This window comes from Arthrobacter sp. 92 (assembly GCF_050260325.1).
In the GTDB taxonomy this organism is placed as follows: domain Bacteria; phylum Actinomycetota; class Actinomycetes; order Actinomycetales; family Micrococcaceae; genus Arthrobacter.
The window spans coordinates 2,979,764-3,005,818 of the sequence record NZ_CP189863.1; the positions used below are offsets into that span (position 1 = coordinate 2,979,764).

The following is a 26,055-nucleotide window of genomic DNA, read 5'->3' on the forward strand; positions in this document are numbered from 1 at the left end:
CAGGCCGACGCCCACCGCGAATTCTCCAGCAACCTTGCCCACAACGACGCCTGAAACCAAACGCAAGTGGACGACGGCGGGAGGTCCCGCCGTCGTCCACTGGCCCCCACCGCAAGGCCCCACCACCACAACCGACCGGACGCCGCTGGCTTCCGGCTGCCCAAAACCGGCACATCACCTTGAGGAGAACCCACCCACGACACCGAAACTGACCGGAGCCGCAGGCTTCCATGGCCAAGGTCAGAAACAGTTCAGCAAACCCCTGTGTGCAGTGTGATCCTCCATCAGCCGGGGTAGTCGCTGAAAGTAGGCAAGGGCTGCGTGGTCGCCGCTGACGATGCCGGACTGTGCGTTCCAGTTGTCCCGGACAGCCATAAGCAGCGCTTCCTTGTGGCCGAAGTGGCTGACCATCGTCGGGGCGATGACGCCAATGTCCTGCGCGATCTGCCGCAGGGAACCGCGGTGATATCCGTATTGCCCGAAGATGCGGGCAGCGGCCTCGACTATCCGCCGCCGCCGCTTAATCCCTTTCGGGTACGGACCCGGGCAGCCATCCTGAGAGTCGTCCCACTGTCGCGGGGCTTAAGGGAGGAGGTCCAGTAGGCGGTGTCCAACCTCCAGGCCCCACCGCTTGGCAAAGTCCTTTCAGCAACCCTGCGATTGCGCCGCTCACGGGTCGTCGTTTCGTTCCCGCCCGATGACGGGCACATGCATGTGGAGTTCGCCGGATTCGAATGGCTATAATCGATCTGCCTCCCACCGGGGAAGGCTGTGGACTCAATATCTGGAGGCTGATGTGGAAGAGAATTTGGCGCGTGTTTGGGTTGCTTCCGCAGACAGTGAGTCCGCGGACTTTGCAGCTGATCAAGCGAGGATGGATCTACGCGATGCCATGACGGAGGCCCTGGATGGGGGCGCCGATCCGCAAAGTGTTTGGGCCGCTTCCAATGCCACTGACTCTGACATGATGCGCGACCAGAACGAGGCGGATCTGCCCGCATCTGCGTAGACGAAAGGCGCCAGCGTGTGACTCGCAGCGATGAATGGCGGTCTTTGCGCAGCGCTATTTGTCACCCTTCAGCCCGTAAGGTGATCCTTGAGCGGAGCCTTCCCAAGGCTCCGCCCCAGCCGCCGGGCGAAAGCTGAGGACGACTGTGGGTTCTCTCCAATCTGTCACTCGGGCTTGAGGGCCGGGTCGTCTCGAAAGCTTGTGACCATTTCTTCAAACTTCAATACGTGTTTTCGAATTCGAGCGGCGTCGAGTTCCGAATTGAGGAACGGCTTGCCCTTCCCAACCAGCCGAACATCGCGCGACCTGCCGCCTAGTTCCATCGCCGGCCTCAGCGGAAGGAGCGCGGTCAGCGCCTGCGATTCCACTGCTTCAGGCAGCCGTGCTCGAAGCCAAGCGATCTGTTCCGTCGTGAATAGGTTGAACGGGATCCATAGCTTCTCAAGGTTCGTCAAGGTACCAAGAGGCTGAACTCGTCCATCGTCGATTCGCTTCGGATGCAGGCATAGGCTCAGTAGTCCTTTGAGTGTGCCCAGAGGTTCCAGAGTCTCGAAAGTCGACTTGCTCCATACGGCGTCACCGATGATGAGTTCCCTCAACGCGTGTCCGGCGCAGAGGTCATCTAGCCGGAGGAGCCGCGTGAAATCCTCGACGCGCAACGCCGTCAGATGCGGAGTACACGCAAGGTTCCAAAGACGCGTTGATCGCTGGTTCCAGTAGAACGAGACCATCCGAAGCTCCGGCAGGTCCTCAAGCGGTGTGAGGTCCACCAGTCTGGGACACTTCCAAAACTCAATGGCCTTGAACTGCGTTCCGTAGCTGGAGACCAGCCGCTCGAACGTGGACTGGTCGATGCCGCTAACACGAAGGGCCTTCGCGCCAGGGTTCGCCTCGATCTTCGAGAATTGGCCCAGATTGAACCGTCCGCCGCCGACCTCCGGCTGAACAAGGTCGAGGAACCAGGAAGGCTGGATATCGCCCGCGCGCCGAAGTTCCACTAGGTTCTTGGGACCTGATCCCATGACCGCCCCGTCCGTTCGTTAGGTAACGCTCCAAGATGATCCTGCAAACTTATCCAACCCGGCGACGGAGACCAGCATCCCCATCTGGACCGCCCGTTAGCCGGTCCCCCACCGCGACACCCTCGACCCGCTCCCCCGCCGCCAAAATTTGTCAGTTTTCGGATTCGTCCGCACAACTCTGAGTGTCGGAGCTTGGGGTACATCGACCCGCCAGACCCGCCCCAGGGCCACGAGCGTATGCCACGGTCCGTACACAGCCGTTCCGCACCTCTAATTCCCCGGACATCGTTGCGGTCCTGTGTCTTCCGCGCGCGGGCACGATGCCGGACACTATGTTCAACGGTGTCATCCGCACACCCCGAAAGGCAGCGACAGCATGGACGATTCAATCACCCTGGTTGCCTTGACCGGGCACCAAAATACCACGGCAGGACTCGCCCTTGTCCGGCCGCTGGAACCCGATGATCTTGCCGAACTGACCGCCCTGCACCGGCACGCTTACGCCGATGGACCCGCGCAGACGCACCGCGGGGACACCACTGGGTTCGATGCTCCCCTCGATGAGGGCCTCGGGGAGACCATCGAGAGAGCATCACTCGTGACTTCCGGACCTGACGGGCAAATCACAGCCGCCATCATCGTCGCCGAACGCAACGGCGAAGCAGTCATCGCCGAACTCTTCACCCACCCCGATCACCGACGCCAGGGCCTGGCCGAGGAACTCCTCCGACACTGCATCCACGCCCTGCACACCCTGGGCCGGCCCACGGTGACGGTCACCGTGGCGGAAGAGAACGCAGCGGCCCTGGCCTTGTACCTTTCCAGAGACTTCCGCCGCCGCCCCGCCGAGGATGACACCGATTCCTACGCCGACTACGACTGACCAGGCGGCAATGGCTCCGTTGCGGGATCTCTCTGGGAACAACGCGCTTTGAAAAGGCCGGATTCCATCGCGATGGCGTGCTCCGCCACGCTCAATTCCGCAGAGGCGAGTTGCGTGACCAGGTCATGTTCAGCCGCCTTCGCGGTGACTTTCGGGCGTGATTTGTACCGATCGACACAGCCAGTCAAAGCAGGCGCTCTCATATGCCGTAAGCCGGCGCTGGCATTCCACGACTGGTCAGATAAAGCCCGGCGGATCATCGCACGGCGCCCCCCAAACTTAGGAGCCCGCCCTGCCGTCGGATATGGGCTCCCGTAACCTCTCATGCTGCCTGTGCCGGTCACCGGCCGCCGGTGCCGAGCAACCGGACCTGCTCCAACCACCTGGCGCGCTGCTGAGCGGTGGCGGTCTGCATTCCGGCCAGCACAGTGCGTCGAACCGGACGGAATCCGCAATGCCCCAGAACTGCCCGGCGCAGGTGCCGCCAGAACAGGTCCTCGCGGGTGAGTACGGCCAGCCACTGGGGCGCGTTCTGGGTGTAGACCACCCGGGCCGAGCGGCCCTTGAGCAGCTTGCGTATGTAAGGGAACCGGTCGAGGTAGTCCACCCCCACCCCGGGCACGAACACCCGATCGATGAAGCCTTTGAGCAGGGCCGGGACCGAGAACCACCAGCACGGGGTCACGATCACCATGTGCTCGCACCAGCGCACCGCGTCGCGCGCCCTAGTCAGAGCCGGCTCCAGCGGCTGGGGGTGGGTGAATCCGCCGTGGAGAATCGGGTCGAAGTTCATCTCCCGCAGCCGCAGGAGCTCAACCTCGTGACCGGCAGTGCGGGCACCTTCCACATAGGCACGTGCCAGGGCGTCGCAGTAGCTGCCGGCGTCGGGATGGCCGTCGATCACCAGTATCCGCATATCGTCCTCCGTACTGGATCCTTCGCTCCGGGCTCATCATGTCCCCGGGTCACGCGTGGTCGGTCTCGGCTCTGGAGTACCGGACCAGCTCCGCGGCGATGTCCCGGGCCCAGGCCTCGGTCTCAGCCCAGTCCCGGTAGTCACCGAAGTGGACGCCCATGGCACGGACCAAAATGCCGGACGTGCGCGGGAACTGCTCAGGCCAGGCGGCCCCGGAGAACAGGTGGTGGCCCCTCGGGCGCACGACGTCCCGCAATGCGTGGGCCATCCGCCGGTCTTGGGCCGCGCGTCCTTGCTTGCGCAACCACCGGGGCAGTCCGGCGGACATTCCCACGCTGAACAACCACACCGGCCGGGCCCGCAGCACGTCCTGGTGGTGGTGGACGAACTCGGTGGCCTCGGGCAACCACGCCTGGTTATGGATCGCGCTGCCCAGCACCACCGCGTCATAAGATCCGGGATCGGCGATCTTCTGCACCTCCACGACGTCGACCGTCCAGTCCGGGTGCTGCAGGACGTCGGCGATCCGGTGGGCGATCTCCGCGGTCGATCCGTGTGCGCTGGCGTATCCGACCAGAATGCGCATGCCGGCCACCCCCTTTGCTCGCCATGGTAGTACGGACTAATCGACGGCAGTAGAGGCCCGTTCATAACAGTGCCGGTGTGTACCTAGCAGCCGGGTTGGCCCGTGCCGGACCCGTTGCCGGTTGCGTGTATCGTTCTGCGGCGTCGTGCCACGTCCGTTGCAGGACGCGCCATGGGTCCCTAGCCTTTAAACCAGCACAGCGCACCACCGGCATGCCACGCCGTGCGCCGGTTCCTCCGAAGAACACGGGAAGGTGTCAGCTGTGGAAGGTCGCACGATCCGGCGGCTCACCGGGTGGGCCGCCGTCGGAATGGTGGTTTTCTGGGCTGCCCAGTTCCCGCTGTACCTGGTGAATGAGCAGTCCGTGGGAATTTACGACGGCGCCGGGGGTGCGGCGGAGGCGTACAGGATCCGTAACGTCATCTTCACCAGGATCCTGCTTGATCTGGGTCTCTACGTGCCTGCGATGATCTTCGCTGCCGGACTGGGCCACCTTATTAGTCGAGCCAATCCGGACTACGGGTGGGCGGGGTCGCTGGTCCTCGCGTCCATGGCTGTGTGGGTCGGCGTGACCCTGGTGGCCAACGGGCTCGAAGGGGGTCTTGCCCTGGATGCCATGGCACCGAACCCGGACCCGTCAGTGAACCGCGCGCTGACGATGGGCTACATCCTGATTTACAACAGCTCCATCGCGTTCGCCATCACCTGCCTCTTTCTAGGTGCTGCCGGCTGGGCGGCCGCCGCTACCGGCGTCCTTCCGCGCTGGACCCGGTGGGTCGCCTACGTTGGGGTCCTGTTGTGTGCAGCAGCGGTACCGTCGACGTATGGCGAGGTATGGCGGGCCGCTGGACCCGGCCGGTTTCTACAACGCCGCCGGCTGGGGCCCGGTGATCATCGCCAACCTCCCGCCGACGCTCTGGGCGGTGATCGCGGCGGTGCTGCTGCTGGTACGCCGGCCTGCCGCGGCGCCGGCCGGAAAGACAGGCAGACAGTGACGGTTCCAGTGGCCTATGCGTCCCGGCGCGGTTCCACCCGGGAAGTGGCTGAACCGGTGGCCGCACGCCTCAGGGAGCACGGCCCGCGGTGGATGAGCAGCCATGGCGCCGAACCGCCGGCAATGGGCGGTACGACGCGGTGGGCATCGGCAGCGCGGCCTACCTGTGGCCCAGCACGTACGGTAAGCCGATCCCTCACCGGACATGTTGGGATTTGCTCAGTTGCGGCTACGGGCCGCCCATGAGATCGCAGGTGTAGGTGGCTTGGCCCGTCATGATCACCATCCAAGCCGCTGTGCCGCTTTGTGTTCCTGGCGCCGGTGACGGGCCCGTGACTGAGAGGCGCGGCAGCCGCCTCGCCCACCGCAAAGTCTGCGGGGGACGCCCTTCTTAGCGGCAACGGCACTGACCCTACGCATGGGAGCAAAACGAAGGAGGCGCGTCCAACTATGGACAGGGCTCACGGATCAACCAAACCAGGACCGCCCGGAAGAAAGTCCGGATCCCACACACGTCCGCTCTGTCAAGGGATCGCACGCCGGCCACAGCCGCAGCCGCCCCGGAAGACGTTTCCGTTGGCAGGAGCGTCCTAGGAAACCTAGGGTCCGAGCAGCAAGGTCATGTCGCCTGCAACAGAGACCTGCATGAAGTGGTGAAGACAGAACCACGGGGAAGGGACCAAAAATGCGGCTCAAAAGCCGGCCGGACAAGGTGTGGACATTGTCCACACCCCTTTGGCCGGACAAACGCCGACGAGCGGACTCTGTCCGCTTCGCAGAAAGCAGCAATCCGAGGAAGAACCTCGAAGAAAATTCGGCTTCGTCATGTCATCACCACAACTCCTGGCCATGAATGAGTGAGGGCCAAAAACTGGTCACCGGAACAGCAAACATAGGACGGCACACACCCTAGATTCCAGCAGGCGGAAGGCCCACAGGCCAGGACCCTGACCCCGCCACCCACACAACCGAACAGGCCATCGCGGCGCCAGGCACAGATCGCGGCCAACGTCAGAGGGACCCGCGGAGGGTCAATGTCCACACATTAGAGCAAAAACCCCTCTGACGAGGGGTCATGCTGCGCCCGAGGTGGGACTCGAACTGCATTCGGCACCTGCAAACACTGGGGTCGCGCGGAAACCTGCGGAATCCGGGCCAGTCCGGCATCGGTACAGCCCAGTCCGTGACCCAAAGTGTGGACACTGTCCACACCCTCAGTTCTCCCCACCAAAGGCCTCCCCCAAACAGCCGCACCCCGCATCGACACGGTGCGGGGTATCTCTGTCCTGACAAAGTTGACCGGCCGTAGGACTCCGCGAGCGGCAGCAACATGGTCATGCCCTCGCTCGTTGCGGACTCCCGGGATGCCGGGCTGCATGCTCCGCCTCCAGGACTCTCCATCACGGTTTCACCCCTTTCAAACCATTCATGATTCGATCGGCGGACCGCTGCATGACCGGCAGCGACCCTCAGACCCTGTCCGCGGACACAACGGACACACGAACGCAAGGCAGCCATTGCGACGACACCGGCCCCCACCACAGCATGGCGACGACGAGCCGGCCTCGCCCCGAAGCAGGCACAGCGTTGTCGACCATGGCCTGTGCTGACGGCCAAGGGGACTGCCGAAGGTTTCGTTGACAGCTTGGGCCAGGTCAAGCTTTCAACTAAATCTTCAGCAATTCCTGTTTCTCCCAACCCGACGGCATCTGCCTCTGCCTGCGACGCTGTGATGGTGGGATCGGCGGGGATACTTTCAGTGCGCCCACAGGGGTCCGTTTTCACATAACGTGGGGGCAACGGCCGCAGCCGGGCCCGGGACTGTTTGACGGAGGACGAACACGGAATACATCAAACTCGGAAACACCGGCATGGACATCTCGCCGCTGGCCCTGGGATGCATGACGTACGGGGACCCGGACCGGGACCCGCATCCCTGGGCGCTGCCGGAGGACCAGAGCCAGCCGTTAATCCGCCAGGCCGTGGAGGCGGGCATCAATTTCTTTGACACTGCCAACGTGCATTCCAACGGCTCGAGCGAGGAAATCATGGGCCGGGCCCCGGCCGATTTCACCCGCCGGGAGGAAACCGCCATTGCCACGAAGGTGCACGGGGTCATGCGGCAGGGCCCGAACGGGCGGGGCCTGTCACGCAAGGCTATCTTCGCGGAACTTGATGCCAGCCTGACCCGGCAGGCAACGGATTATGTGGATCTGTACCAGACTCACCGGTGGGACCCCGCCACGCCGATCGAGGAGACTCTGGACGCCCTCCATGACGTCGTCAAAGCCGGCAAGGTCCGGTACATCGGCGCATCCTCGATGGTCGCCTGGCAGTTCAGCAAAGCGCTGCACCTGCAGCAATTAAACGGCTGGACCCGTTTCGTCACCATGCAGGACCACTACAACTTGGTCTACCGGGAGGAGGAACGCGAAATGTTACCCCTCTGCGCGGACCAGAAGATCGGGGTGCTGCCCTGGAGTCCCCTGGCTCGCGGGAAGCTCACACGGGACTGGGACGAGAAACCAACCGCTCGGAGAAGGACGAGTTCGGCAAGACGCTTTAAACCACCGAGGAAAGCGGCAGGGCTGTCTCCGAAGCCGTGCGCGTCATCGCTGAACGCCGCGGCGTACCCCGCGCCCAGGTCGCTCTGGCCTGGGTCCGCTCCAACAACGTGGTCAGTGCGCCGATTGTCGGGGCGAGCAAGGCGGCCCACCTCCAGGACGCCGTCGCCTCGCTGGAACTGACGCTCACCCCCGAGGAAAAGGCCGAACTGGAAGGCCCCTACGTCCTACACACAGTCGCCGGATACTGACTACATCACGCCAGGCTGTGAGATGTAGATGGATTTGGAAGAACTTCCAACACGGAATCGGCGGGATCCGACGGAGGCACATATCTTGGAACTGGGTCATCCCGGCCAGTCTAATTGGGGGGTTATGGCGCAGGTTCCCCTGAGATTTTGGCAAATCGATCTGGTGCCGTCCCGACGCCGAAGAAACGCTGCCCATGCTGTGCGGATCTTGGTGATCCCTTCAGGGGTAGTGCAACCGTGACGTGCACATTAACAGCTCGCAGATCGAGAAAATCCGAGGTGCTCCGACGGGTCAAGATCGACCCCGGAGTTACTCATCGACGAAGCTTGCCAGCTTCTTTGACTACGGCAAGTGCGAAGCCTCGGGCCGAGAGAAGTGGCGGACATGACGGTTAGGCACCACGAATTCGAACTAACGGTAGTGGAGTCCCGCATAGTGGTGTAACGCCACGGTGGTTGTCTGCGTCGTTGCTGACGTGAAGGCGGTCACCGTGTGATCCTTCGAGGAAACTCTCACATCCCACTCGAAAGGCATCAACACGATGACCGCTCCTCATATTGTCGACCCCGCGACCGTGCTCGGCGAAGCCCTGACCGACGCGTCCCCGGATTTGATGCGGCATCTGCTGCAGACCATGATCAACGCTTTGCTGTCCGCTGACGCCGATGCCGTCGTCGGCGCGGAGTGGGGCGAACGCAGCCCTGACCGCACCACCCACCGCAACGGCTACCGGCATCGGAACCTCGATACCCGTGCCGGGACGATCGATGTCGCTGTCCCGAAGCTGCGACAGGGCAGCTACTTCCCGGAATGGCTCCTCGAACGCCGGAAACGATCCGAGGCCGCGCTAATCACCGTGATCGCGGACTGCTACCTCGCCGGCGTCTCGACCCGCCGGATGGACAAACTGGTGAAGCAGCTCGGTATCCACTCCCTGTCGAAGTCGCAGGTGTCCAGGATGGCGGCCGATCTCGATGAACACGTGGACGAGTTCCGGCACCGCAACCTGTCCGAGGCCGGCCCGTTCACCTTCGTTGCCGCGGACGCGTTGACGATGAAGGTCCGAGAGGGCGGCCGGGTCGTGAACACCGTGGTCCTGATCGCGACCGGGGTCAACGGCGACGGACGCCGCGAGGTCCTCGGACTCCAGGTCGCCACGTCAGAGACCGGTCCGGCATGGAACGCGTTCTTTGCCGATCTCACCGCCCGCGGCCTTACCGGGGTGCAGCTGGTCACCTCCGACGCGCACGCCGGGCTGAAAGACGCGATCGCCGCGAACCTGCCCGGGGCAGCCTGGCAACGCTGCCGCACCCATTACTCCGCGAACCTGATGAGTGCGACACCCAAGAGCATGTGGCCGGCCGTGAAAGCGATGCTGCACAGTGTCTATGACCAACCCGACGCTGCCGCGGTGACCGCACAGTTCGACCGGACCCTGGACTACGTGAGCGAGAAACTTCCCGCCGTCGCCTCGCACCTCGACGCGGCCCGGGCAGACATCCTCGCGTTCACCTCGTTTCCCAAGGACCTCTGGCAGCAGATCTGGTCGAACAACCCCAACGAGCGGCTGAACAGAGAGATCCGCCGCCGAACCGACAGCGTCGGAATCTTCCCCAACCGGGACGCGATCATCCGCCTCGTCGGTGGCGTCCTCGCCGAGCAAACCGACGAATGGGCCGAGGGACGCCGCTATCTGGGTCTCGACATCCTCGCCCGCTCTCGCATGCGCCCCATCACTGACACCGGAAGCGAGGTGGACACCGACACGATCATGGCCCTCAGCGCCTAAGCGAAGGATCAACCGTTACACAGAGATGATGGATTCGGCTCCGGCGTCGGCGTGACCCGAAATTACACGGACGCCCGCGAGGGCTGTCTTGGAGTGGATCTGTCCGTCGTCGCCGGAGTTTCCGCGGGCCGGGCAGGCCATGACTTGTCAGCGCCTCTGTGTGTCAAGCCGCCAGTTTTTGGGCGTGGTTGTGGTCGTGCAGGATCCGCCTGTAGAGGACATTGGAGAGGCGTCGTTTGAGCGCCCTACGGGCTTCGCGGGGTGTTTTTCCTTCGGCGGTTTTCTTCAGGTAGTACTCCCGGCCTGGTCCGGGGTCACGGCTTTGGCAGACGGCCATGGTGTGCAGCACGGAGTTGAGCTGCCGGTTTCCTCCGGTGTTGAGTCTGTGACGGTTTTGTTGGCCGCTGGAGGCGTCCAGGGGTGCTGTTCCGGTGTAGCTGGCGAAGTGTGAGGCGCTGGGGAATCTGGTGATGTCGCCAACGTGGCCCAGGAGTTTCGCCGCGAGGACGACGCCGACTCCTGGGATTTCCTGCAGTGTCGTGGCGGATGCGGCCAGGGCGTCGCGGGTTTGTGCCTCGTTGTTTTTGATGGCTGCATCGATGCGCCGCAAATCGGCCAGCAGTTCCCGGGCGAGCTCGCGTCTGAGCGCATCGGTGGCCGTCGCCGGCCGGATGGTACGCAGCGCGGCGGCAGCCTTGTCGGCGCTAAGGCCGGGCTCAACTCCTCCGGGTATGAGCTCGCGCAGGAGCCGGTGCAGACGGTTAAGCAGCCGGGCCCGTTCGTGGCCAAGGTCTTCACGGCGTTCGGCCAGCAGCCGCAGAATCGTGCTCTGGTTCTCGGCAGCGACCGGGCGCAGATTCTCCTGCCGGAGTGCAGTGACGGCAACAGCAAAAGCATCTGCCGGGTCGCTCTTACGGCCACCGCCGGTGGAGAGGACTCTGACCTTCATGGCCAGTGTCGAGGGGACATCGACCACGGACTCCCCGCCTGCCACAAGGATCTGAGCGATTCGGCGCCCCAGGCCGTTGGCGCCCTCGATGGCGAATCTGCGCTCGGGCCATTGGGCGGCCCAGCCCAGCAGTTGCTTGGCAGTGCCTGCATTGACCACGAAACGCCGCACCGCGAGCTGACAGCCCGTGGAATCGATGGCTGAGGCGGTGATGGAGGATTTGTGAGGGTCGATGCCAATAACGATCATGTCCGGGGTTCCTTTCGCCGATGTCGGTGATGGATCACCCGTGGCGGGCACCCTGACTTGAAGTGTTTGCATGCCTCTGTCGAGCCACGCCCCGGGCGGGTGTCAGCGGCGCGGCACGCTATCAGTGAGCCAACCCGGACAACCGGGCGGCAAGGAGCTTGCGGACCTGTGCCGGCTGACACCCTGGACGCTACAAGACTGCAGATCCCGCGGCATCCCACCACCATGGAACAAGTCAGGAGCCTGACCGGAAAGTCGTCTCGCCTTTGTGCTGTCTGCCCCACCCGGCCCGCGGTGACATTGTTCACCGCAGGAAGGGAATCCGTCTATGACGAGCATGACAGCCGTTACTCCAGCCGCCGGCCTCTCCGCACCGCAGGGCCTTATGGTCGCGGGGATCGACACGCACAAGCACACTCATCACGTCGCTATCGTCGACCCTCTCGGCCGTCCTGTCGCGGACCGGGAGTTCCCGACGACGCCCCTGGGTTATGCGGGGATTATCGATTTCCTCCGACTCCACGGGCAGGTTGATCAGGTCGGCGTCGAGGGCACCGGTTCCTATGGCGCCGGCATCGCACGGGATCTGAGCGCTGCGGGATTCACGGTGGTCGAGGTGATGCGGCAAAACCGGCAGGCTCGCAGGTTGCGTGGCAAATCGGACCCGATCGACGCGCACCAGGCCGCGTTGGCGGTGCTCACCGGTGCCGGCGCCACCGTCCCGAAGACGGCTGACGGCCATGTCGAATCGTTGCGGATCCTGATCAGCGAACGACGCTCGGCAGCCAAAGCGAAGGCGCAGACGATGAATCAGATCCAGGCGCTGCTGATCACCGCGCCAGAGCCGGTGCGGACAGCCTACCGCGCACTGGCCGGCGTCAAGCTCGTCGCCACGCTCGCGCGCACCAGGCCCAGCGCCGGCAGCGGATTCGATCCTGAGCTGGTCGCCCGGCAGACACTCAAACGGTTAGCGTCCCGCTATCTGGCCCTCCAAAACGAGATCGATACCATCGAGGAACAACTCAACCCGATCGTGCGTGCCGTGAACCCGACACTGCTGTCCCTCAGCGGCGTCGGAACGGTCACCGCAGCGACGCTTCTGGTCGCCGCCGGCGACAACCCGGAACGATTGGCGACCAGGTCCTCTTTCGCCGCCCTGGCAGGCGTCGCGCCCCTTCCCGCCTCGTCCGGGCAACGGACCCGTCATCGCTTGTCTCGCGGCGGGAACAGACAAGCGAACGCCGCCCTCCACCGGATCGTGCTGCTGCGCAGGCGACACCATGAACCCCGCACCATGGCATACTTCGCCCGCCGCCGCGCCGAAGGACTCACCGATCGCGACATCACCCGCTGCCTCAAACGCCACATCGCGAACGAGATCTACGCCGCTCTCCTCAACCCGGGCAGGGACAACCCTGTCGGCCGAGAACTGCGCATGGAACGGCAACGCCTCGGGATCCCGATCAGCGTGCTCGCCGCCACGCTCAGCGTCCCCTACCAGCGACTCCGACGACTTGAAATCGGCATCCGCGCCGACCCCGAACTCGAACAACGCGCGACCCGCGCTCTCACGCAAATCACCACACAAACCGCCGCTTGACAGCAATAGGAGCATCCACTCCACGGGACTTGACCCTAACGGTAAAAGCTGGACAGCGCACGACGGATCCAGGTGCCGCTGGTGATATGAGTTGAGCACGTCCAGCAGGTGCTTTCCGGATGTGCCGGCGGGTAGCCGCTCCACCGGCAGATCGTCGTTTTGTCGCTCCGAGAAATGCTCTCGATGAAGTGCCATTCCTGCGCCTCTCGGTGCCAGCCCGGGCTGCCAGTTGCTGCTGGCTTGCCACACTTTCCGCCCGCCGGTTTTCATAGACTCCCTAAAATTGACCACTTCGAGGTCGGATGCCGGCGCGCTTCAGCTTTCATACCTACCTCGGGCATCGGCCGCGCCAGGCGAAACACTAATCAGCTTTGTCAGGCACCGTCTCCCCGTGAAACCCACCAGCCGTTCCTTCTCAGTCCGCAGCGGCATCAGCCGCTGAATGCTCGGTCCAGGCACGCCTAATTCCACATGCAACGTCGAGGGGTACCGGGGCTAAGTAACAAGCCCCGACGGTGGTCTATTCAGTTGGGCAGCGCACTCCGTACTGCTCGCCACTTCGGGTTTAGATGGCCGCCTCAGCTAGACAGCTCGTGCCGTCCAAATAGGCCTTGCGCCAAAGATCGCAGATGCGAGCAGAGCGGGAAGAACGACCCGGTCCGCAGCTTTGGGATCTTCAGGTTCAGGTCCCGGCTGTGGTCAACGTCCTGGGCCGGGACCCGTTGCGCTGCGTGGTTCGTGCCTCGGAGCGTTCGAAAGGGGCGGCGGATCCGATCGGAGACGTCGGTGAGTTTCAGTTGGGCAAGGAGATCAAGCAGGGCAGATCCTGTTCAAATCTATAGCAATCATCGGATCTAAGATCTATCAGTGCAGATTTGGGTGTTATTTCTGACAGCGTTCTGCCGTCATTCCTGACGGCGCCGCACGTCTTGCCGACCTAACGACAATGCGGTCGTCAGGCTAAAAACTGGTGGTACTGCTTCGTGGTTGATGTACCAAGTTTTCCTGCAGGGCCGTTGACAGCGCATGGATGGACTCCTTAGGGTCGAGAATACATTAGATGTTTAGAGTGTTAGGCGGCCCGTCCGTCCGGCGGTCCAATTTTCGTTCGGCCAGCAGCCTGTCCTAGTCAGCAAGGAGTCAGTCTTGTTACCTCAAGCACCGTGGTTCGAAGAGTCTCGTTTCGGCATGTTCATTCACTGGGGCCTCTATTCGATGGCAGCTCGTCACGAATGGGTTATGAACCGGGAAAAGATTCCGGAGGAAACCTACGAAAAATACTTCGATCATTTCGCTCCCGACCTCTACGATCCGCATGCCTGGGCCCAGGCAGCCAAGAACGCGGGAATGAAGTACGTGGTCCTCACCACCAAGCACCATGAGGGGTTCTGTCTATGGGATTCGGCGCTGACCGATTACAAAGCCACGCGAACCCCCTTCGGCGAGGATCTGGTCGCTGCTTACATCACTGCCTTGCGTGAAGCCGGGTTGAAGGTGGGCTTTTATCACTCGCTGATTGACTGGCATCACCCGGACTTCCCCATAGATGGAGTACATCCACGGCGTGACGATAACGATGCCCGTGCCCTGAACAAGGACCGAGACATCGCCAAGTACCGTCACTACCTCCACGGCCAAGTTCGGGAACTGTTGACAAACTACGGACAGATCGACTACTTGTTCTTTGACTTCTCCTATGTCGATGAAGGTCATGCCGGCATCTGGGGAGGGAAGGGACGGGAGGACTGGGGCTCGGAGGAGCTGCTGGCGATGGTGCGTGAGCTGCAGCCCGGGATTGTCGTCAACGATCGACTCGACATTCCGGGTGATTTCGTCACCCCTGAGCAGTATCAGCCTGCGGCACAGATGGAAGTTCACGGTGAACCCGTGGCATGGGAAGCCTGTCAAACCCTGAATGGCAGCTGGGGCTACGACCGTGACAACCTGGACTATAAATCCGTCGACCTTCTAGTCAGAATGCTCATTGACGGAGTCTCCAAGAATGGAAACCTGCTGTTGAACGTAGGCCCCACAGGCCGGGGCGCCTTTGATTCCCGAGCCCAGACAACGCTGGCGGGAATCGGTGAGTGGATGAAACTGCATGGCCGTTCTATCTATGGTGCCGGCCAATCCGGGTACGCACCCCCGCCAGACGCCCGATACACGCAACGGGGCAATCGGCTGTATCTACATCTGTTCGCTTGGCCGTTCGAATACGTGCACCTGAAGGGGCTCGCGGGCAAGGTGAGGTACGCACAGTTGCTCAATGACGGCTCAGAACTGAAGATGGTGCAGCTTGATCCTCACCGGTCAGCGCAGAACACCCATATGGGCGGTCAGCCTGAAGGGACTCTGACGATCAAGCTTCCCGTACAGCGTCCTGCGGTCGCAGTGCCTGTGATTGAACTGTTTATCTACGACGAATCGTGAGTAGAGAAGCGCCGCAGCGCGATAAGGAAACGGCACGCGCCCGGCTGAGTTGAGTAAAGAACTTTCCCACCCATAATATCTGGCAAAGTTAATGTGCTAGTAAGGTGAATCGCCCCGATTCAGGCCGGGGCGATTCACCTTAACCTTCATTTTAACACGGCAGCGGCGCAAGACCGGCAACATCCAGTCTTCCTCTCGGAGCGTGCACGGCGGCTCCGGCTGGCAGACGTGGGCACCGGGCAGGGATCGTCATCGAGGAGATCTTCGAGTCTGTCCGCATCGAGGGGGCCGGCTATGATCCAGCCCTGACGGTCCTGCGCCTGTCTCGCAGGTTCTCACCAGCCGGGTGGAAGCCGCATGCCAACTCGAGCTGCGCAGGCCGATACGATCGCCCCGTTACGCCCCCTGCGGCCGATCCTGGACACCGGGCACGATAAAACCGGGCACGTCGAGGGCCCTGATGACGAAGACGGCGGATACGTGCGCGGCAGCTCCTACTACGCAGGAGGAATCGAACGTCGCCCTGACCAGCCCCATCAGCTCCCGGCGCCGGGCACCGTCGGTGATTTCTTCGTGGTCCAGCCAGCGTTAATACGAGGCCCGCGGAATGCCCACCGGGGCGCACATCCAGCTGACAGGGAATTCGGCGTTCTTCTCCTGAACAAGCCGGTAGAGGTCCTCATACCGTTGTTCTTTGGCGAAGAACGCCGTTCCTTTTTCAGGAAATCATTCTCCCTTTCCAGCTCCCGCAGTCGCGCGTCCAACGCCTTGTATTTCGCGATCCACCGGATCATCGGGCTTGCCGCCGGACCCGGCCTCTCCTTCCCGGTGCAGCTGGAGCCACTGCTTCAGCGCGGTTACGGAGATCCTCCGCTCGGGGGCAACTGAGGCGGGTCAACGGCCAGAGGAAGTGACGAGCTTCACGGCATCGGCCTTGAACTAATCGGAATAAGTGGGACGGGAAGACATCGGCACAATCCTTTCAAAATGTGTCTCACATCAGTGGTACACCTCACCCGGGCTCACGCTGGGTTATTACAAGTCGGGATACATCGCCGTCAGTGGTTCCTAGTAATAACGCTGCCGCAGCCGGGGCGCGACGTCCGTGCCGCTAAACCGGCTGCTGTTGCTCCTCCTGCCGTTCCCCCAGTGCGGGGTAATTACTTCGACCAGCGGTTGAAGTGGCGCCGCTGAAGACTCGACCACCTGGCTTCTCGGGCCCTTGATCTGAGTGAGCCGCAGCGCGCCGCCCTCCTCGTAGCCGAAAGACAGTGGAATTATGAAGGTGGACCAGTCGAATGAGGCCGGCACTGTACTCGTGGGAAAAGAGACGGACTGGCGGCGAAGCGCCTACGGGCAGAAAGGATGCTGGCAAGACCAGCTGGAAGGAATGCCTCGAACGACGCCGGATCCGAAAATTTTGCGCCTGGGCCATCCGCTCCACGGGGACATCACCCGTGGAGCGGATTGGCTGCATACGCATGGCCAGATTATTGAATGACGACCATCGAGTGCCCCTGGCTGAATGAAAGCGTTGTATGGACGTAGCCCTCCCGGTGGCTGAATTCGAGCGGTCGTCCTTCCGGTTGGAGGGTGACGCTCTGGGGCGCGGAGGCACGTTTGACCCGGAGGTTAAGGTCCGATACCGGGACCGCGTCATGAACCACGTCCAGGCCTTCCGCGAGCCTCGCTGGTATGAAGCTAAGCAGGTGAACGGCCGTGGTGCCGCCCCTTTCGACGACGGTGGCTTCCAGGTGGGCGGGTCCGTCGTCCCGGAGGAGGGGATCGGGTAGAAGCAGATCGATAACGCCCCCCAGAAGTTCCCTGTATGGGGCGTTTGCATGGGCTCCGAAAGCTTTGAGCAGAGGGGCTGCAAGGGTAACGGCAGAACCGTTGCGGATGATTGCCGCGTAGCTGCTTTCCGCCTCGGGAACGGTATAGTCGTGGCCGCTGAACTGGTCATAGGATCGTTCGAAGTACGGTTCGACGATGCTGCACAAGACTTCGCCACCGTTGGCGGCCCTCATCCGCTGGGTACGCTCGTATATGACCGTGTCGAAGGGGTCGGTTACCTTCTCCAGAGAACCTTTGGCTCGAAGGAAGACATGGCTGAAGGGAGACGGACCCTGAGGTTCAATGCCCAGTTCATTTAGAACAGGGTTGCCAGCGTCGTCGACGGCTGCTTCGCCGGCGATAATCAACCCTCCGCCGCTGCCGAGAAAAGCGCTCAGCTTTTCCTGCAAAGCGAACCGGACCCTGGTGCTCTCGGGAATCAGCACCAAACGGTATGGGGAGAGGTCTGCGTCAGGGCCGATGATGTCGAATTGCTGTCGAAGCTGCTGCAGCGCCCTGACGGCTCCGATTCCCGAGGGTCCGGGTGCGTCACCGAGTTCGGGATCGACAATCAATGCGATTTCTGATTTAAGGGTCCCCCCCAGGACAAAGGGTTCGCAACGTTCGATGTGGTCATACACCTTGCCGATGCGTTCATATACCACCGGGTTCGGCATGCCGTTGGGGTGCAACAGGTCTCCTACTCCCCCTGTGAGGCCGAGGCTGAGGATCTGAGCGCATTCATAGAGCAGCGCTGCCTCCGGCTTAAGGGCACCATGATCACCCCAGCTCTTGTGGAAGCGTCCGGTATGGCTCAGAGTGGGCAGGCCAAGAGGACGTACGAAACGGGCGACGTATGGCAGATAGGCGTAACCCCATCCTCCGGTGGGCAGGGATTCAATCTCGACGTGGCGGACCAGGTAGCTTTCCTCATGAAGGCGTGTTTTGGGCCTGCTGTTGAACCAGGTCCCCTGGGCGCTGTCTTCCCGAAGGTATGGTTCAATCATGTCGCGGAACCGCTCCATGTATTTCAAGGAAACAGCACGGGCATATTCAGCGCGCTGACCGGGATCGCGTGGGTCTAGACCGGAGCGGCGCATGCCCTCGGCCGCCCATCGGCTGCTGCTGGGCTGATCCCAGCACATATCAAGGAATATCCCGTCCACGGGGGCGTACTTATCGAGCACTTCCTGGATTTGTTCCGCCAGATGTCCCTGATAGGGGCTGGACATGTCCAGTATCTGCCAGCCGGCCTTGTACGCGGAGCCGCCCCGTTTGACTTGCCGGAGATCTTCGTCCAGCGCTACCCATTCCGGATGGTTGTCAGCGGCCCATTCATCACACTGCACGCTCAGGTAGATCGGGGCGCGGATCCCCTCAGCATGCAGGGCATCGATCTGACTGCCCATCAGATCGAGGTCCCTCGGTAGTCCTGGATGGCGTTCTGGCCTGTCCGTGTCGTAGTAAAGATGCCCGTGATGACATTTCGCGAACACGGTGACGCTGTCCACGTGAGCTTCTTTGAACCGGCGTGCGAACTCCGCGGCGTCAAACTCCTTGCCGATCTCAGGGATCCCCGGCCCAGTGTGAAAGTCAAGGTGGATGGTACGTAGAGGAAAGGTGCTTGTGCTGTCAGCCATTACGCTCCTTGAAGTGAGTTTCTGTCCCGAGCAATCAACCCCGGGGCCACGGCTCATGCCGTTGAGCGGCCCGAAGCGTCGCTGACGTCCGCCCGTCAGCGAGAAAATGCATCGGATGAATCTCAGTTTCAGTGGGTTCCGTTAGCAAAGTCAAGGGGGGCCGAGATCAAGTTAAATTCTTGAGCCTCCCCGCAGAGATCGGATGTTTGGCCAGTTGCCCATTACTGGAACTATTCCTGGCCTGTCATAACATCCGCGGCCGAAGCGAAGGTGCGACCCGGTTCTGTTGCTTCTGCCGCCACGCCTTGTCCGGCGGCCGCCTGCGGGGGGTCACTCAGGCGGGCCTGGTCATGCATGAAGTCTTCAACTGCAAGAAGGTGGCTGCCCATTCGGATCCGGGCGCTGTCCGGATCGTGGCGGGCCAAAGCCAGCAGTATGGCCCTATGCTCCTGGTGGGTGGCCCGTTCGGCCCCTTCTTCATTGACAGCGCGCCACATCCGCGCCCTAACCGTTCGGCTCGCCAGTGCCTCGACCAAGGCTTCCAGGGCAGGGTTGCCCGAACCGCGGGCCACGACCCGATGGAAGGCAATGTCCGCTTCCATTACAGCGTCATGGTCGATTGCTGTCGTTGAGTAAATGAGAGCCTCGGCTGACAAGAGAATTTTTTCCGCCGCCGCCAAATCTGCATCCGTCATCAGCAGCGCTGCCCTTCCCGCAGCCTCTGTCTCAAGTACGCGGCGGACCGACTGCAGGTGAGGACTGTTCGAGGATGCGTTCAAATCGACCAAAAAGCTCATCGGCGCAAGCAGGAGGCTCGGTTCAAGAGAGGTGACGTAAGTGCCATCCCCCTGCCTCGTCTCAAGGACTCCCATGATGCACAGCGCCCGCACTCCCTCCCGCAATGAACCGCGCGAAACACCCAGCTCCGCGGCGAGATCTTTCTCCACCGGCAGGCGCGCCCCGGCGGAAAGGACTCCTCCTGTAATCATTCGTTTAATGCCCTCCACGACGACGTCGGTTTGAGACCGCATGGGCGAAACGGAGGCAGCTGCTTCGACTGAGTTAATCATCAGATCATTATAGTCCGACCGCTCGGTACGGCTGTCGCGAGGGAGGTTGCCGGAAGGGACGAGCCGATTGGAAGCTTCCGTCCGCCCCCTGGTCCGGGCCAGCGCCGTTCTCAATGCGTCAAGCTGGCTTCCACAGGCGGGCTTAGTGCCGGCGGCGACTACCCGTCCGGCCGAGTAGTCCCGGGGCCCCTGAATAAGAATTGATCAGACAATTCTTATTCATAAAGGGAGTGAAATACCTTGACAAGCACCAATGACTGTCTAATGCTGGACAAATCATCTGATGCTTCCGGGTGCTGGCCTCCGCAATCATTGGACTTCAACGCATTCAATGCCTCAACGAGGAGTAACAATGAAAAGGACGTGGATCGCTTCCGGAGCGATGGTAGCTGCTGGGGCTCTGGCTCTTACTGGCTGCGGCAGCTCCTCTAACGCGGCCTCAAACGCCGGTGGTCCGACGACGGTGACTTGGACGGTGTGGGCAGGGTCAAATCTGGAGAACGATGCGTTGCAGCACGTGGCCGACATCGTGCATCAGAAGGATCCCAATCTCACGATAAAGCTGCAGACCATGTCGTTTCCCGATTACTGGACAAAGCTTCCCACGCTTCTATCGGGTGGTGATGTTCCTTGTGTCATTGGCATGCAGATGGGCCATGTGGCCGAATTCAAAGACTCGCTGGTGCCCCTTGACGACAAACTTTCCGGCGCCGGGGTGAACCCGGCGGATTTTGATCCCGGGATCATGAAGGCTCTTCAGGCAGGCGGCAAACAACTCGCTGTTCCTTACGATCTCGGGCCCATGATCATGTACTACAACAAGGACAAGTTCAAAGCCGCGGGTGTGACCGAGCCGACGGCGGGCTGGACGATCGATGAGTTCGTTGCGGACGCAAAGAAGCTCACTAAGGGATCGGACTACGGCTTCGGGGCCAACAACGCGATTGAAGCGATCCAGGACTGGGCTCCTACCCTTGTCGGGAAGCAGGCCGTCACGGAAGACGGAAAGCTTGATGTCAACAATCCGGACATCGCGTCGGCCCTCAAGTGGTACAGCGGACTCGTCAGCACGGAAAAGGTAGCCGCCCCGTTGGTGGCCGGTACTGCGAACACGGCCAACCAAGCATTCATGGCAGGCAATGCCGCCATGTATCTTGACGGTCCGTGGTCGATGATCGGGATCAAGAGCGGGGCGAAGTTCCAGGTGGGTGTTGCTACCATTCCAGCCGGACCGAAAGGTCTGGCCGGTCCAATCGAGGGGTCCGGTTACGGCATTACTCAAAAGTGTTCGAAACCGGATGCTGCCATGAAAGCATTGGCCATCATCACCGGCCCTGATGCTTTGGCTTACCTCGGCGATCAGGGCCGGGCTTTCCCTGCACGTACGGCCCAGCAGCCGACATGGTACAAGTCCGCGGTGCCCGGGGCCCAGTCGGTACTCGATGCTGCTCTCAAGGCGGGGGTCCCCTACCGCGAAACGGCGGCCTGGACCCAGGACGGCCTTAATTGGCAGCAGGGATCCGTCCCTGTCATCAACGGACAGAGTCCCGTCGATGCCTTCCTGAAGAACGTCCAGGATCAGTCTGCCAGCCAGTAATCGGTCCCGGGGCGGTGCCCTTTCACAGGACGAGGGCCGCCCGGTTCACCCCTTCGTCGCCGGAGCGAATATAGGAGCACATATGACCGTCACCGTAAGAGGGGAACGCCGGAGGCTCGAGCGGCCGCAAAGCGGGAAAGGGTCGGCGGGACCGAAAACACGTCGCTCGCGCGGCGATGGCCGCATTGCTGCGGGATTCCTCGCCCCTAGCATCGGCGGATTCGCGATCTTCACTCTCATCCCGATTGGGGCGTCACTCGTAGTCGCGTTCACCATTTGGCCACTTACCGGTGTCCCGACCTTCGCCGGGTTCGCAAACTTCATCAAACTGCTAACCGACGACAAGAAATTTCTACAATCGCTCGGAAACACCTTTGTTTTCGTTGCGGCTTACGTTCCGTTGAACCTGACCCTTTCGTTGGCTCTGGCAACGTGGATTTCGCCGCGAATCAGGGGACGAAACGCATACAGGGTCCTGCTGTTCATCCCGGTTGTGACGCCAATGGTGGCCAATGCCGCCGTGTGGCAAATCATGTTGGTGCCCGGCGGCCTTGTGGACGGCATTTGGCAGAGTGTTTTCGGAGTGCATGCCCCAAACTTCCTAGGCTCGGAATCGTTCGCAATGGCTTCTGTCGTGCTGATGTCGCTTTGGCAAGGCCTGGGGTATAACCTGCTCGTTTTTGCCAGCGCTCTCGAAGCAGTGCCGGAGAACCTTCTCGAGGCGGCCTCATTGGACGGGGCAGGTACAGCATCCCAGTTCTTCCGGATCAAGCTCCCACTCATCTCACCGGCCATCTTTTTCGGGGCAACCATGACACTGATCACTTCCTTCCAGGTCTTTGCGCAGCCGTTCGTCCTCACTGCGGGCGGCCCGGGTAACAGCACAACAACTCTCGTCATGTACCTGTACACATCCGGCTTCCAATTCCACAAACTCGGCTATGCCTCTGCCATCGGGGTGCTGCTGTTCTTGATCATTCTCCTCGTCAGCGGCATTGTCTTCGCGGTACAGAAGAAGATGGTTCATTATGAGTGATGCGACGCTAACTCATGAAGACGGATCAGCTGACGCCCTCGGGCCGCGATCGGCAAATGCGGGGACACTCTCTGTCCGACTACGGCACCAACAAGAGCGACGCCGGAGCATCCTTTCCCAGTCACTGTTAACTTTGTTCGCTCTGGTGTTCTTCCTCCCCTTCATTTGGATGGTCGCCACATCCCTCAAACCCGGCGCCGAAGTGTTCTCCACACCTCCGAGTCTGGTGGGGAGTGAAATCCGCTGGGCAAATTACGCGGATGTATGGACTTACGTGCCCTTCGGCCAATACATGCTGGTCAGTTTTCTCGTCGCCGTGCTCGGCACCTTGCTCGTGGTCACCACTTCCCTTGCCTCCGCATATGCCTTCTCCCGCCTCAAGTTCCGCGGGCGCGACTCGATATTCTTCGTCTATCTCGGAACCCTCATGGTTCCGCAGGAAGTCGTCGTGATCCCGATGTACCTATTCATGATGCAGCTGGGATGGGTTGACAGCATCCAGGCCCTCATCGTGCCCTGGGCCTTCACGGCCTTCGGTACGTTCCTCCTTAGACAAGCGTTGATGACGGTGCCCCGGGAGTTGGAAGACGCGGCAAAAATCGACGGAGCGAACCACTTCAAGATCCTCACCCGCATAATGATTCCCATGGTCCTGCCGTCAATGGCAGTGTTGATCGTTTTCACGTTCATCGGGTACTGGAACAGCTTTCTCTGGCCGCTGATCATCGTCAACAGCCCTCAAAACACGACCGTCCCTCTGGGCCTGAACATGTTCATCGGCCAGGGCGGGGGACAGTGGCAGTTGATTATGGCGGCCGCGACCATCTCAATGATCCCAACGGCGGCCCTGGCTATATTGCTCCAGCGCTACCTTATTCGCGGCATCTCTCTAAGCGGGATGGGCGGCCGGTAACACCACCGCCCCTCTGTCAAACGGGCTGTTCTGGCTCGCGGGCCCAACACCAGACCTTGAGCGAAAGAATTACAAGTGATATGCAGTTTTCTCCTGTCAAGAGGGCGAAGGTGAGCGGTCCAAGACTGATTTGTTCTGGACCGCTCTTTTGTGTCCGTTCCCTGAATGGGTTTACTGGATTTCACACGTCCGCGGGATTCATTGTTGCCCGTGCGGTTCCGGCCCAGGACGACAGGTAACCCGTCGTGGGGAACACGGTGTTGTCTGCCCCGTTTTCGGCGATGATGATTTCCGCGACGCGCTCATTGATGCCGGGGATGCTGACCAAAAGGTCCCGCGCGGCGGCGAACGGTGCCAGCACCTCGCTGACGCGGGTACTGAGATCGGCAATGGCCCGGTGTGCCCATCGATGATGTTCAAATGCATTTGGGTAAGGAAGGAATGGTGGTCGTTGAATCTACCGTTTAGGGCTTCGGTCAGGCGGGCATCTCTGCCCGCAAGCCGTAGACGGCGAGATTCGCCAGTACCGCCGGTCCCGCTCGCCCCCAATGAGGGCCTGAAGCATGGCACATGAGGACACCCCGGTCAGGTCCGTGGCGCCGGAGGAGAGCTTGACGCCGGTGCCTTTGAGAAGTTTTCCACGCATTGGATTCCGCTGCCACGTTGACGGATGAACATCGTACGTGTTCGGATGAGGTCACGGCGGCGGCGGATTGGTTCGGGCGGAACGAACGAGGCGCGACGAGTCCATACGCGCTAAGCTGGGCCAGCCAGTCCGCATCTGAGACGTCGGTCTTGCGCCTTGGCATGTTCTCTACCTGCTGGGCGTTCGCGAGCAATACGTTCGGTCCGTTTTCCAACAGGAAGTAAAACTGCCTGCCTCCAGCACTCGCTGGTCGCTTCCATAACCACCAATGTAACCTGTTCCCGGAGCAGGTGCTCCCGCAGAGCCAGGACCCCGTTAGTGGCCGGACCCCACCTATTAACCACCGAGGTGTACTGGCCAGCACGGCGTCCGGGCAGACGCACGCAGATTTTGGCCTCTCGTTTGGATATGTCGATGCCGGCACACTTCTCACGAAGAACTTCCAGGACGGTCTCCGCTTCCTTTCCCTATTCGTCTTTGTGGATGAGTGTGTATCCCGGGGAAGACAGGATGAAGCAGGAGACTCTCACGCGTGCTCAAGGCAACAATCCACGGTTCCCGCGGAAAAGCCCTCCAGGACCATGCTGATATGCGAGCTTACGAGCACCACAGGCTGAGCGGCGACTGACCGGAAGACACGATCAGCCTGCGCCCCGCACCTTTAACCTGGCAAGGGCTGGGAACATGACCGACGCGCGGCAGAAATTTTCTTTTGTCACGGAGGGCGTCAGCGCCCTGGACTGCTGATATGAGCGGGTTGGTTACCGCAGGACGAGGTGTTCGGCCGGCGGGATGCCGCTGGTCTAGGAATGTCGGGCGTCGCCGGCGATTGCCGGTTGTCCATAGCCGAGTCGCGGGTCTCCTCCACGCTGCCGGGGCATCCGGGCCGGGCCGGAAACGGCACACGTCTGGTCATCCGTCCATGGCTGCTTGAGCTGCCGGGGATTTCGGACTGCGGAATTAATGGATTCTCTACGCTGTCAAGCCTGGCTGTTGGTAACAGTAGCGGACTTCGTTGGGCCGCCGGTAACCGAGAGAGGAGCGACGGCCCCGGCTGTTGTAAAATCCCTCGATGTAGCGGATGACGTCGTTCCGGGCTTGTGAGTTGGTCGCGTAAACGGTCCGATACCCACGCTCGTTTTTCAGGTAAGAGAAGAACGATTCGGCCATGCTGTTGTCCCGGCACACCGGCGCGTCCCATCGAGGAGCGCCTGCCCAGGCCGGCCGCCAGGGCCCTGAAGTCGGCCGAGGTGTAGACGCTGCCCCGGTCGGAGTGCCAGGTCGCGTCCGGCTCGATCCGGGTTGTAGCGGCGGCGTTCTTGAGCGGTCGGCGACGATCTCGGTGCGCATGTGATCGGCGATGGACCAGCCAACGACTTTCTTGGAGTAGCAGTCGATGACGGTGGCGGGCTAGATGAACCGTTGCCAGGTCTGGATGTAGGTGTTGTCGCCGACGAACTTCACCCCGGGGCGGTCGGCAGCGAAGTCCCGGATGACGAGGTCAGGCATGCCCGTGGCCGCCTCAGCGCCAGCCGCGGTGGGGAGACGGAACGGGCGTTGTTGACAGGCCACCAGGCCCTGGCAGCGCATGATCTACCGCACCAGCCCGGGTGAGCGCTTGGTCTGGTGTCAGTGCTGGTCGAAAAGTGAGCCGTTTCGTGGGGTGAAAACTGAGCCACGTTGACGAAATTATTCTGCCGTATTTTCCGGTCTTGTCGAGGGCAGGGACTCGATCTGGTGGTTCCTGAGCCGGTAACTGGAGCCCTTGAGGGTGACGACCTCAGCGTGGTGGACGATGCGGTCGATCATCGCGGAGGCGACGACCTGGTCCCCGAAGACATCGCCCCAGCGGGCGAAGCTCAGGTTTGAGGTCAGGATCAGCGAGGCATGTTCATAGCGTGAGGACACGAGCTGGAAGAACAGGTTCGCGGCGTCCTGTTCGAACGGGATATAGCCGACCTCGTCGACCTATGCGGATATCCGCATAGGTCGACCTATGCCGAGCCCGCGACTATGCCGAGGCTGCCGCCGACTCGGGCGAGCGGGCGGAATATCTGCCAGTCGTTACTCGGCATAG

20 protein-coding genes and 4 pseudogenes are annotated in these 26,055 nt (G+C 61.7%); 12 read left to right on the forward strand and 12 right to left on the reverse strand.

All coding sequences use genetic code 11. The annotated features are described in order from the left end of the window. Positions 1–240 precede the first annotated feature (240 nt). Positions 241–525, reverse strand: coding sequence for a TetR/AcrR family transcriptional regulator (locus ACP4XC_RS13800; protein ID WP_427175113.1), 285 nt, complete (start codon positions 523–525; stop codon positions 241–243). Between the two features lie 648 nt (positions 526–1,173). Further along, the gene (locus ACP4XC_RS13805; protein WP_427170553.1) at positions 1,174–2,031 is read right to left on the reverse strand and encodes a hypothetical protein; all 858 of its coding nucleotides are present in this window, start codon (positions 2,029–2,031) and stop codon (positions 1,174–1,176) included. Between the two features lie 376 nt (positions 2,032–2,407). Between ACP4XC_RS13805 and ACP4XC_RS13810 the strand changes: the two genes are divergently transcribed. Beyond that, on the forward strand, positions 2,408–2,914 hold the full coding sequence (locus ACP4XC_RS13810; protein ID WP_427170555.1) for a GNAT family N-acetyltransferase: 507 nt from the start codon (positions 2,408–2,410) through the stop codon (positions 2,912–2,914). A 340-nt stretch (positions 2,915–3,254) separates the two neighbouring features. Here ACP4XC_RS13810 and ACP4XC_RS13815 read toward each other — a convergent pair whose 3' ends face one another. Both ACP4XC_RS13815 and ACP4XC_RS13820 read right to left on the reverse strand, forming a co-directional pair. Then, positions 3,255–3,830 (reverse strand): NAD(P)H-dependent oxidoreductase, encoded by a 576-nt coding sequence (locus ACP4XC_RS13815; protein WP_427170557.1) that lies wholly within the window; start codon positions 3,828–3,830, stop codon positions 3,255–3,257. A 49-nt stretch (positions 3,831–3,879) separates the two neighbouring features. After that, a complete protein-coding gene (locus ACP4XC_RS13820) occupies positions 3,880–4,416 on the reverse strand; it encodes a flavodoxin domain-containing protein (protein WP_427170560.1) in 537 nt (178 codons plus the stop codon). A 262-nt stretch (positions 4,417–4,678) separates the two neighbouring features. Between ACP4XC_RS13820 and ACP4XC_RS13825 the strand changes: the two genes are divergently transcribed. The 4 genes and pseudogenes from ACP4XC_RS13825 (at position 4,679) to ACP4XC_RS13840 (ending at position 10,015) form a co-directional block, all read left to right on the forward strand. Then, the gene (locus ACP4XC_RS13825) at positions 4,679–5,656 is read left to right on the forward strand and encodes a hypothetical protein (RefSeq protein ID WP_427170562.1); all 978 of its coding nucleotides are present in this window, start codon (positions 4,679–4,681) and stop codon (positions 5,654–5,656) included. Between the two features lie 1,655 nt (positions 5,657–7,311). Further along, positions 7,312–7,899, forward strand: a pseudogene (locus tag ACP4XC_RS13830) (aldo/keto reductase); the annotation flags it as partial. A gap of 113 nt (positions 7,900–8,012) precedes the next feature. Then, a complete protein-coding gene (locus ACP4XC_RS13835; RefSeq protein ID WP_427170565.1) occupies positions 8,013–8,225 on the forward strand; it encodes an aldo/keto reductase in 213 nt (70 codons plus the stop codon). A gap of 542 nt (positions 8,226–8,767) precedes the next feature. Continuing rightward, positions 8,768–10,015 carry an IS256 family transposase gene (locus ACP4XC_RS13840; protein WP_427170567.1) on the forward strand — a complete coding sequence of 416 codons (1,248 nt, stop codon included), beginning with the start codon at positions 8,768–8,770 and terminating at the stop codon, positions 10,013–10,015. Between the two features lie 15 nt (positions 10,016–10,030). On the opposite strand, the gene ACP4XC_RS13845 is transcribed toward ACP4XC_RS13840, so the two are convergent. Together ACP4XC_RS13845 and ACP4XC_RS13850 are read right to left on the reverse strand one after the other, a co-directional pair. Continuing rightward, entirely contained in the window at positions 10,031–10,156 is a 126-nt protein-coding gene (locus ACP4XC_RS13845; protein WP_427170569.1) for a hypothetical protein, read from the reverse strand. 22 nt (positions 10,157–10,178) lie between these two features. Beyond that, positions 10,179–11,213 carry an IS110 family transposase gene (locus tag ACP4XC_RS13850; RefSeq protein ID WP_427170571.1) on the reverse strand — a complete coding sequence of 345 codons (1,035 nt, stop codon included), beginning with the start codon at positions 11,211–11,213 and terminating at the stop codon, positions 10,179–10,181. A gap of 328 nt (positions 11,214–11,541) precedes the next feature. Between ACP4XC_RS13850 and ACP4XC_RS13855 the strand changes: the two genes are divergently transcribed. Next, positions 11,542–12,813 carry an IS110 family transposase gene (locus ACP4XC_RS13855; RefSeq protein WP_427170573.1) on the forward strand — a complete coding sequence of 424 codons (1,272 nt, stop codon included), beginning with the start codon at positions 11,542–11,544 and terminating at the stop codon, positions 12,811–12,813. A gap of 602 nt (positions 12,814–13,415) precedes the next feature. Here the strand turns inward: ACP4XC_RS13855 and ACP4XC_RS13860 are convergent. Continuing rightward, positions 13,416–13,631, reverse strand: a pseudogene (locus tag ACP4XC_RS13860) (transposase); the annotation flags it as partial. A 328-nt stretch (positions 13,632–13,959) separates the two neighbouring features. On the opposite strand from ACP4XC_RS13860, the gene ACP4XC_RS13865 reads away from it, so the two are divergent. From ACP4XC_RS13865 to ACP4XC_RS13875, 3 genes are all read left to right on the forward strand, one after another. Then, positions 13,960–15,243, forward strand: coding sequence for an alpha-L-fucosidase (locus ACP4XC_RS13865; protein ID WP_427170575.1), 1,284 nt, complete (start codon positions 13,960–13,962; stop codon positions 15,241–15,243). Positions 15,244–15,600: 357 nt separating this feature from the next. Then, on the forward strand, positions 15,601–16,131 hold the full coding sequence (locus tag ACP4XC_RS13870; RefSeq protein ID WP_427170577.1) for a hypothetical protein: 531 nt from the start codon (positions 15,601–15,603) through the stop codon (positions 16,129–16,131). 391 nt (positions 16,132–16,522) lie between these two features. Continuing rightward, the gene (locus ACP4XC_RS13875) at positions 16,523–16,744 is read left to right on the forward strand and encodes a hypothetical protein (RefSeq protein ID WP_427170579.1); all 222 of its coding nucleotides are present in this window, start codon (positions 16,523–16,525) and stop codon (positions 16,742–16,744) included. Here ACP4XC_RS13875 and ACP4XC_RS13880 read toward each other — a convergent pair. Together ACP4XC_RS13880 and ACP4XC_RS13885 are read right to left on the reverse strand one after the other, a co-directional pair. Further along, positions 16,734–18,716 carry an alpha-L-fucosidase gene (locus ACP4XC_RS13880; RefSeq protein ID WP_427170581.1) on the reverse strand — a complete coding sequence of 661 codons (1,983 nt, stop codon included), beginning with the start codon at positions 18,714–18,716 and terminating at the stop codon, positions 16,734–16,736. The genes ACP4XC_RS13875 and ACP4XC_RS13880 overlap by 11 nt on opposite strands. A gap of 230 nt (positions 18,717–18,946) precedes the next feature. Next, on the reverse strand, positions 18,947–19,723 hold the full coding sequence (locus ACP4XC_RS13885; protein WP_427170583.1) for a FadR/GntR family transcriptional regulator: 777 nt from the start codon (positions 19,721–19,723) through the stop codon (positions 18,947–18,949). Between the two features lie 415 nt (positions 19,724–20,138). Between ACP4XC_RS13885 and ACP4XC_RS13890 the strand changes: the two genes are divergently transcribed. The 3 genes from ACP4XC_RS13890 (at position 20,139) to ACP4XC_RS13900 (ending at position 23,332) form a co-directional block, all read left to right on the forward strand. Continuing rightward, positions 20,139–21,383, forward strand: a complete 1,245-nt coding sequence (locus ACP4XC_RS13890; protein ID WP_427170585.1) for an ABC transporter substrate-binding protein — start codon at positions 20,139–20,141, stop codon at positions 21,381–21,383. 82 nt (positions 21,384–21,465) lie between these two features. After that, positions 21,466–22,419 carry a carbohydrate ABC transporter permease gene (locus tag ACP4XC_RS13895; RefSeq protein ID WP_427170587.1) on the forward strand — a complete coding sequence of 318 codons (954 nt, stop codon included), beginning with the start codon at positions 21,466–21,468 and terminating at the stop codon, positions 22,417–22,419. 133 nt (positions 22,420–22,552) lie between these two features. After that, complete coding sequence (locus tag ACP4XC_RS13900) at positions 22,553–23,332, forward strand: carbohydrate ABC transporter permease (RefSeq protein ID WP_427170589.1); 780 nt, start codon at positions 22,553–22,555, stop codon at positions 23,330–23,332. 181 nt (positions 23,333–23,513) lie between these two features. Here ACP4XC_RS13900 and ACP4XC_RS13905 read toward each other — a convergent pair whose 3' ends face one another. The 3 genes and pseudogenes from ACP4XC_RS13905 to ACP4XC_RS13915 all read right to left on the reverse strand — a co-directional run. Beyond that, positions 23,514–23,693: a transposase gene (locus ACP4XC_RS13905; protein WP_427170591.1), complete on the reverse strand. Its 180-nt coding sequence runs from the start codon at positions 23,691–23,693 to the stop codon at positions 23,514–23,516. Positions 23,694–24,950: 1,257 nt separating this feature from the next. After that, positions 24,951–25,571, reverse strand: a pseudogene (locus ACP4XC_RS13910) (IS3 family transposase); the annotation flags it as partial. A 96-nt stretch (positions 25,572–25,667) separates the two neighbouring features. Next, a pseudogene (locus ACP4XC_RS13915) lies at positions 25,668–25,946 on the reverse strand (ATP-binding protein); the annotation flags it as partial. Positions 25,947–26,055 lie beyond the last annotated feature (109 nt).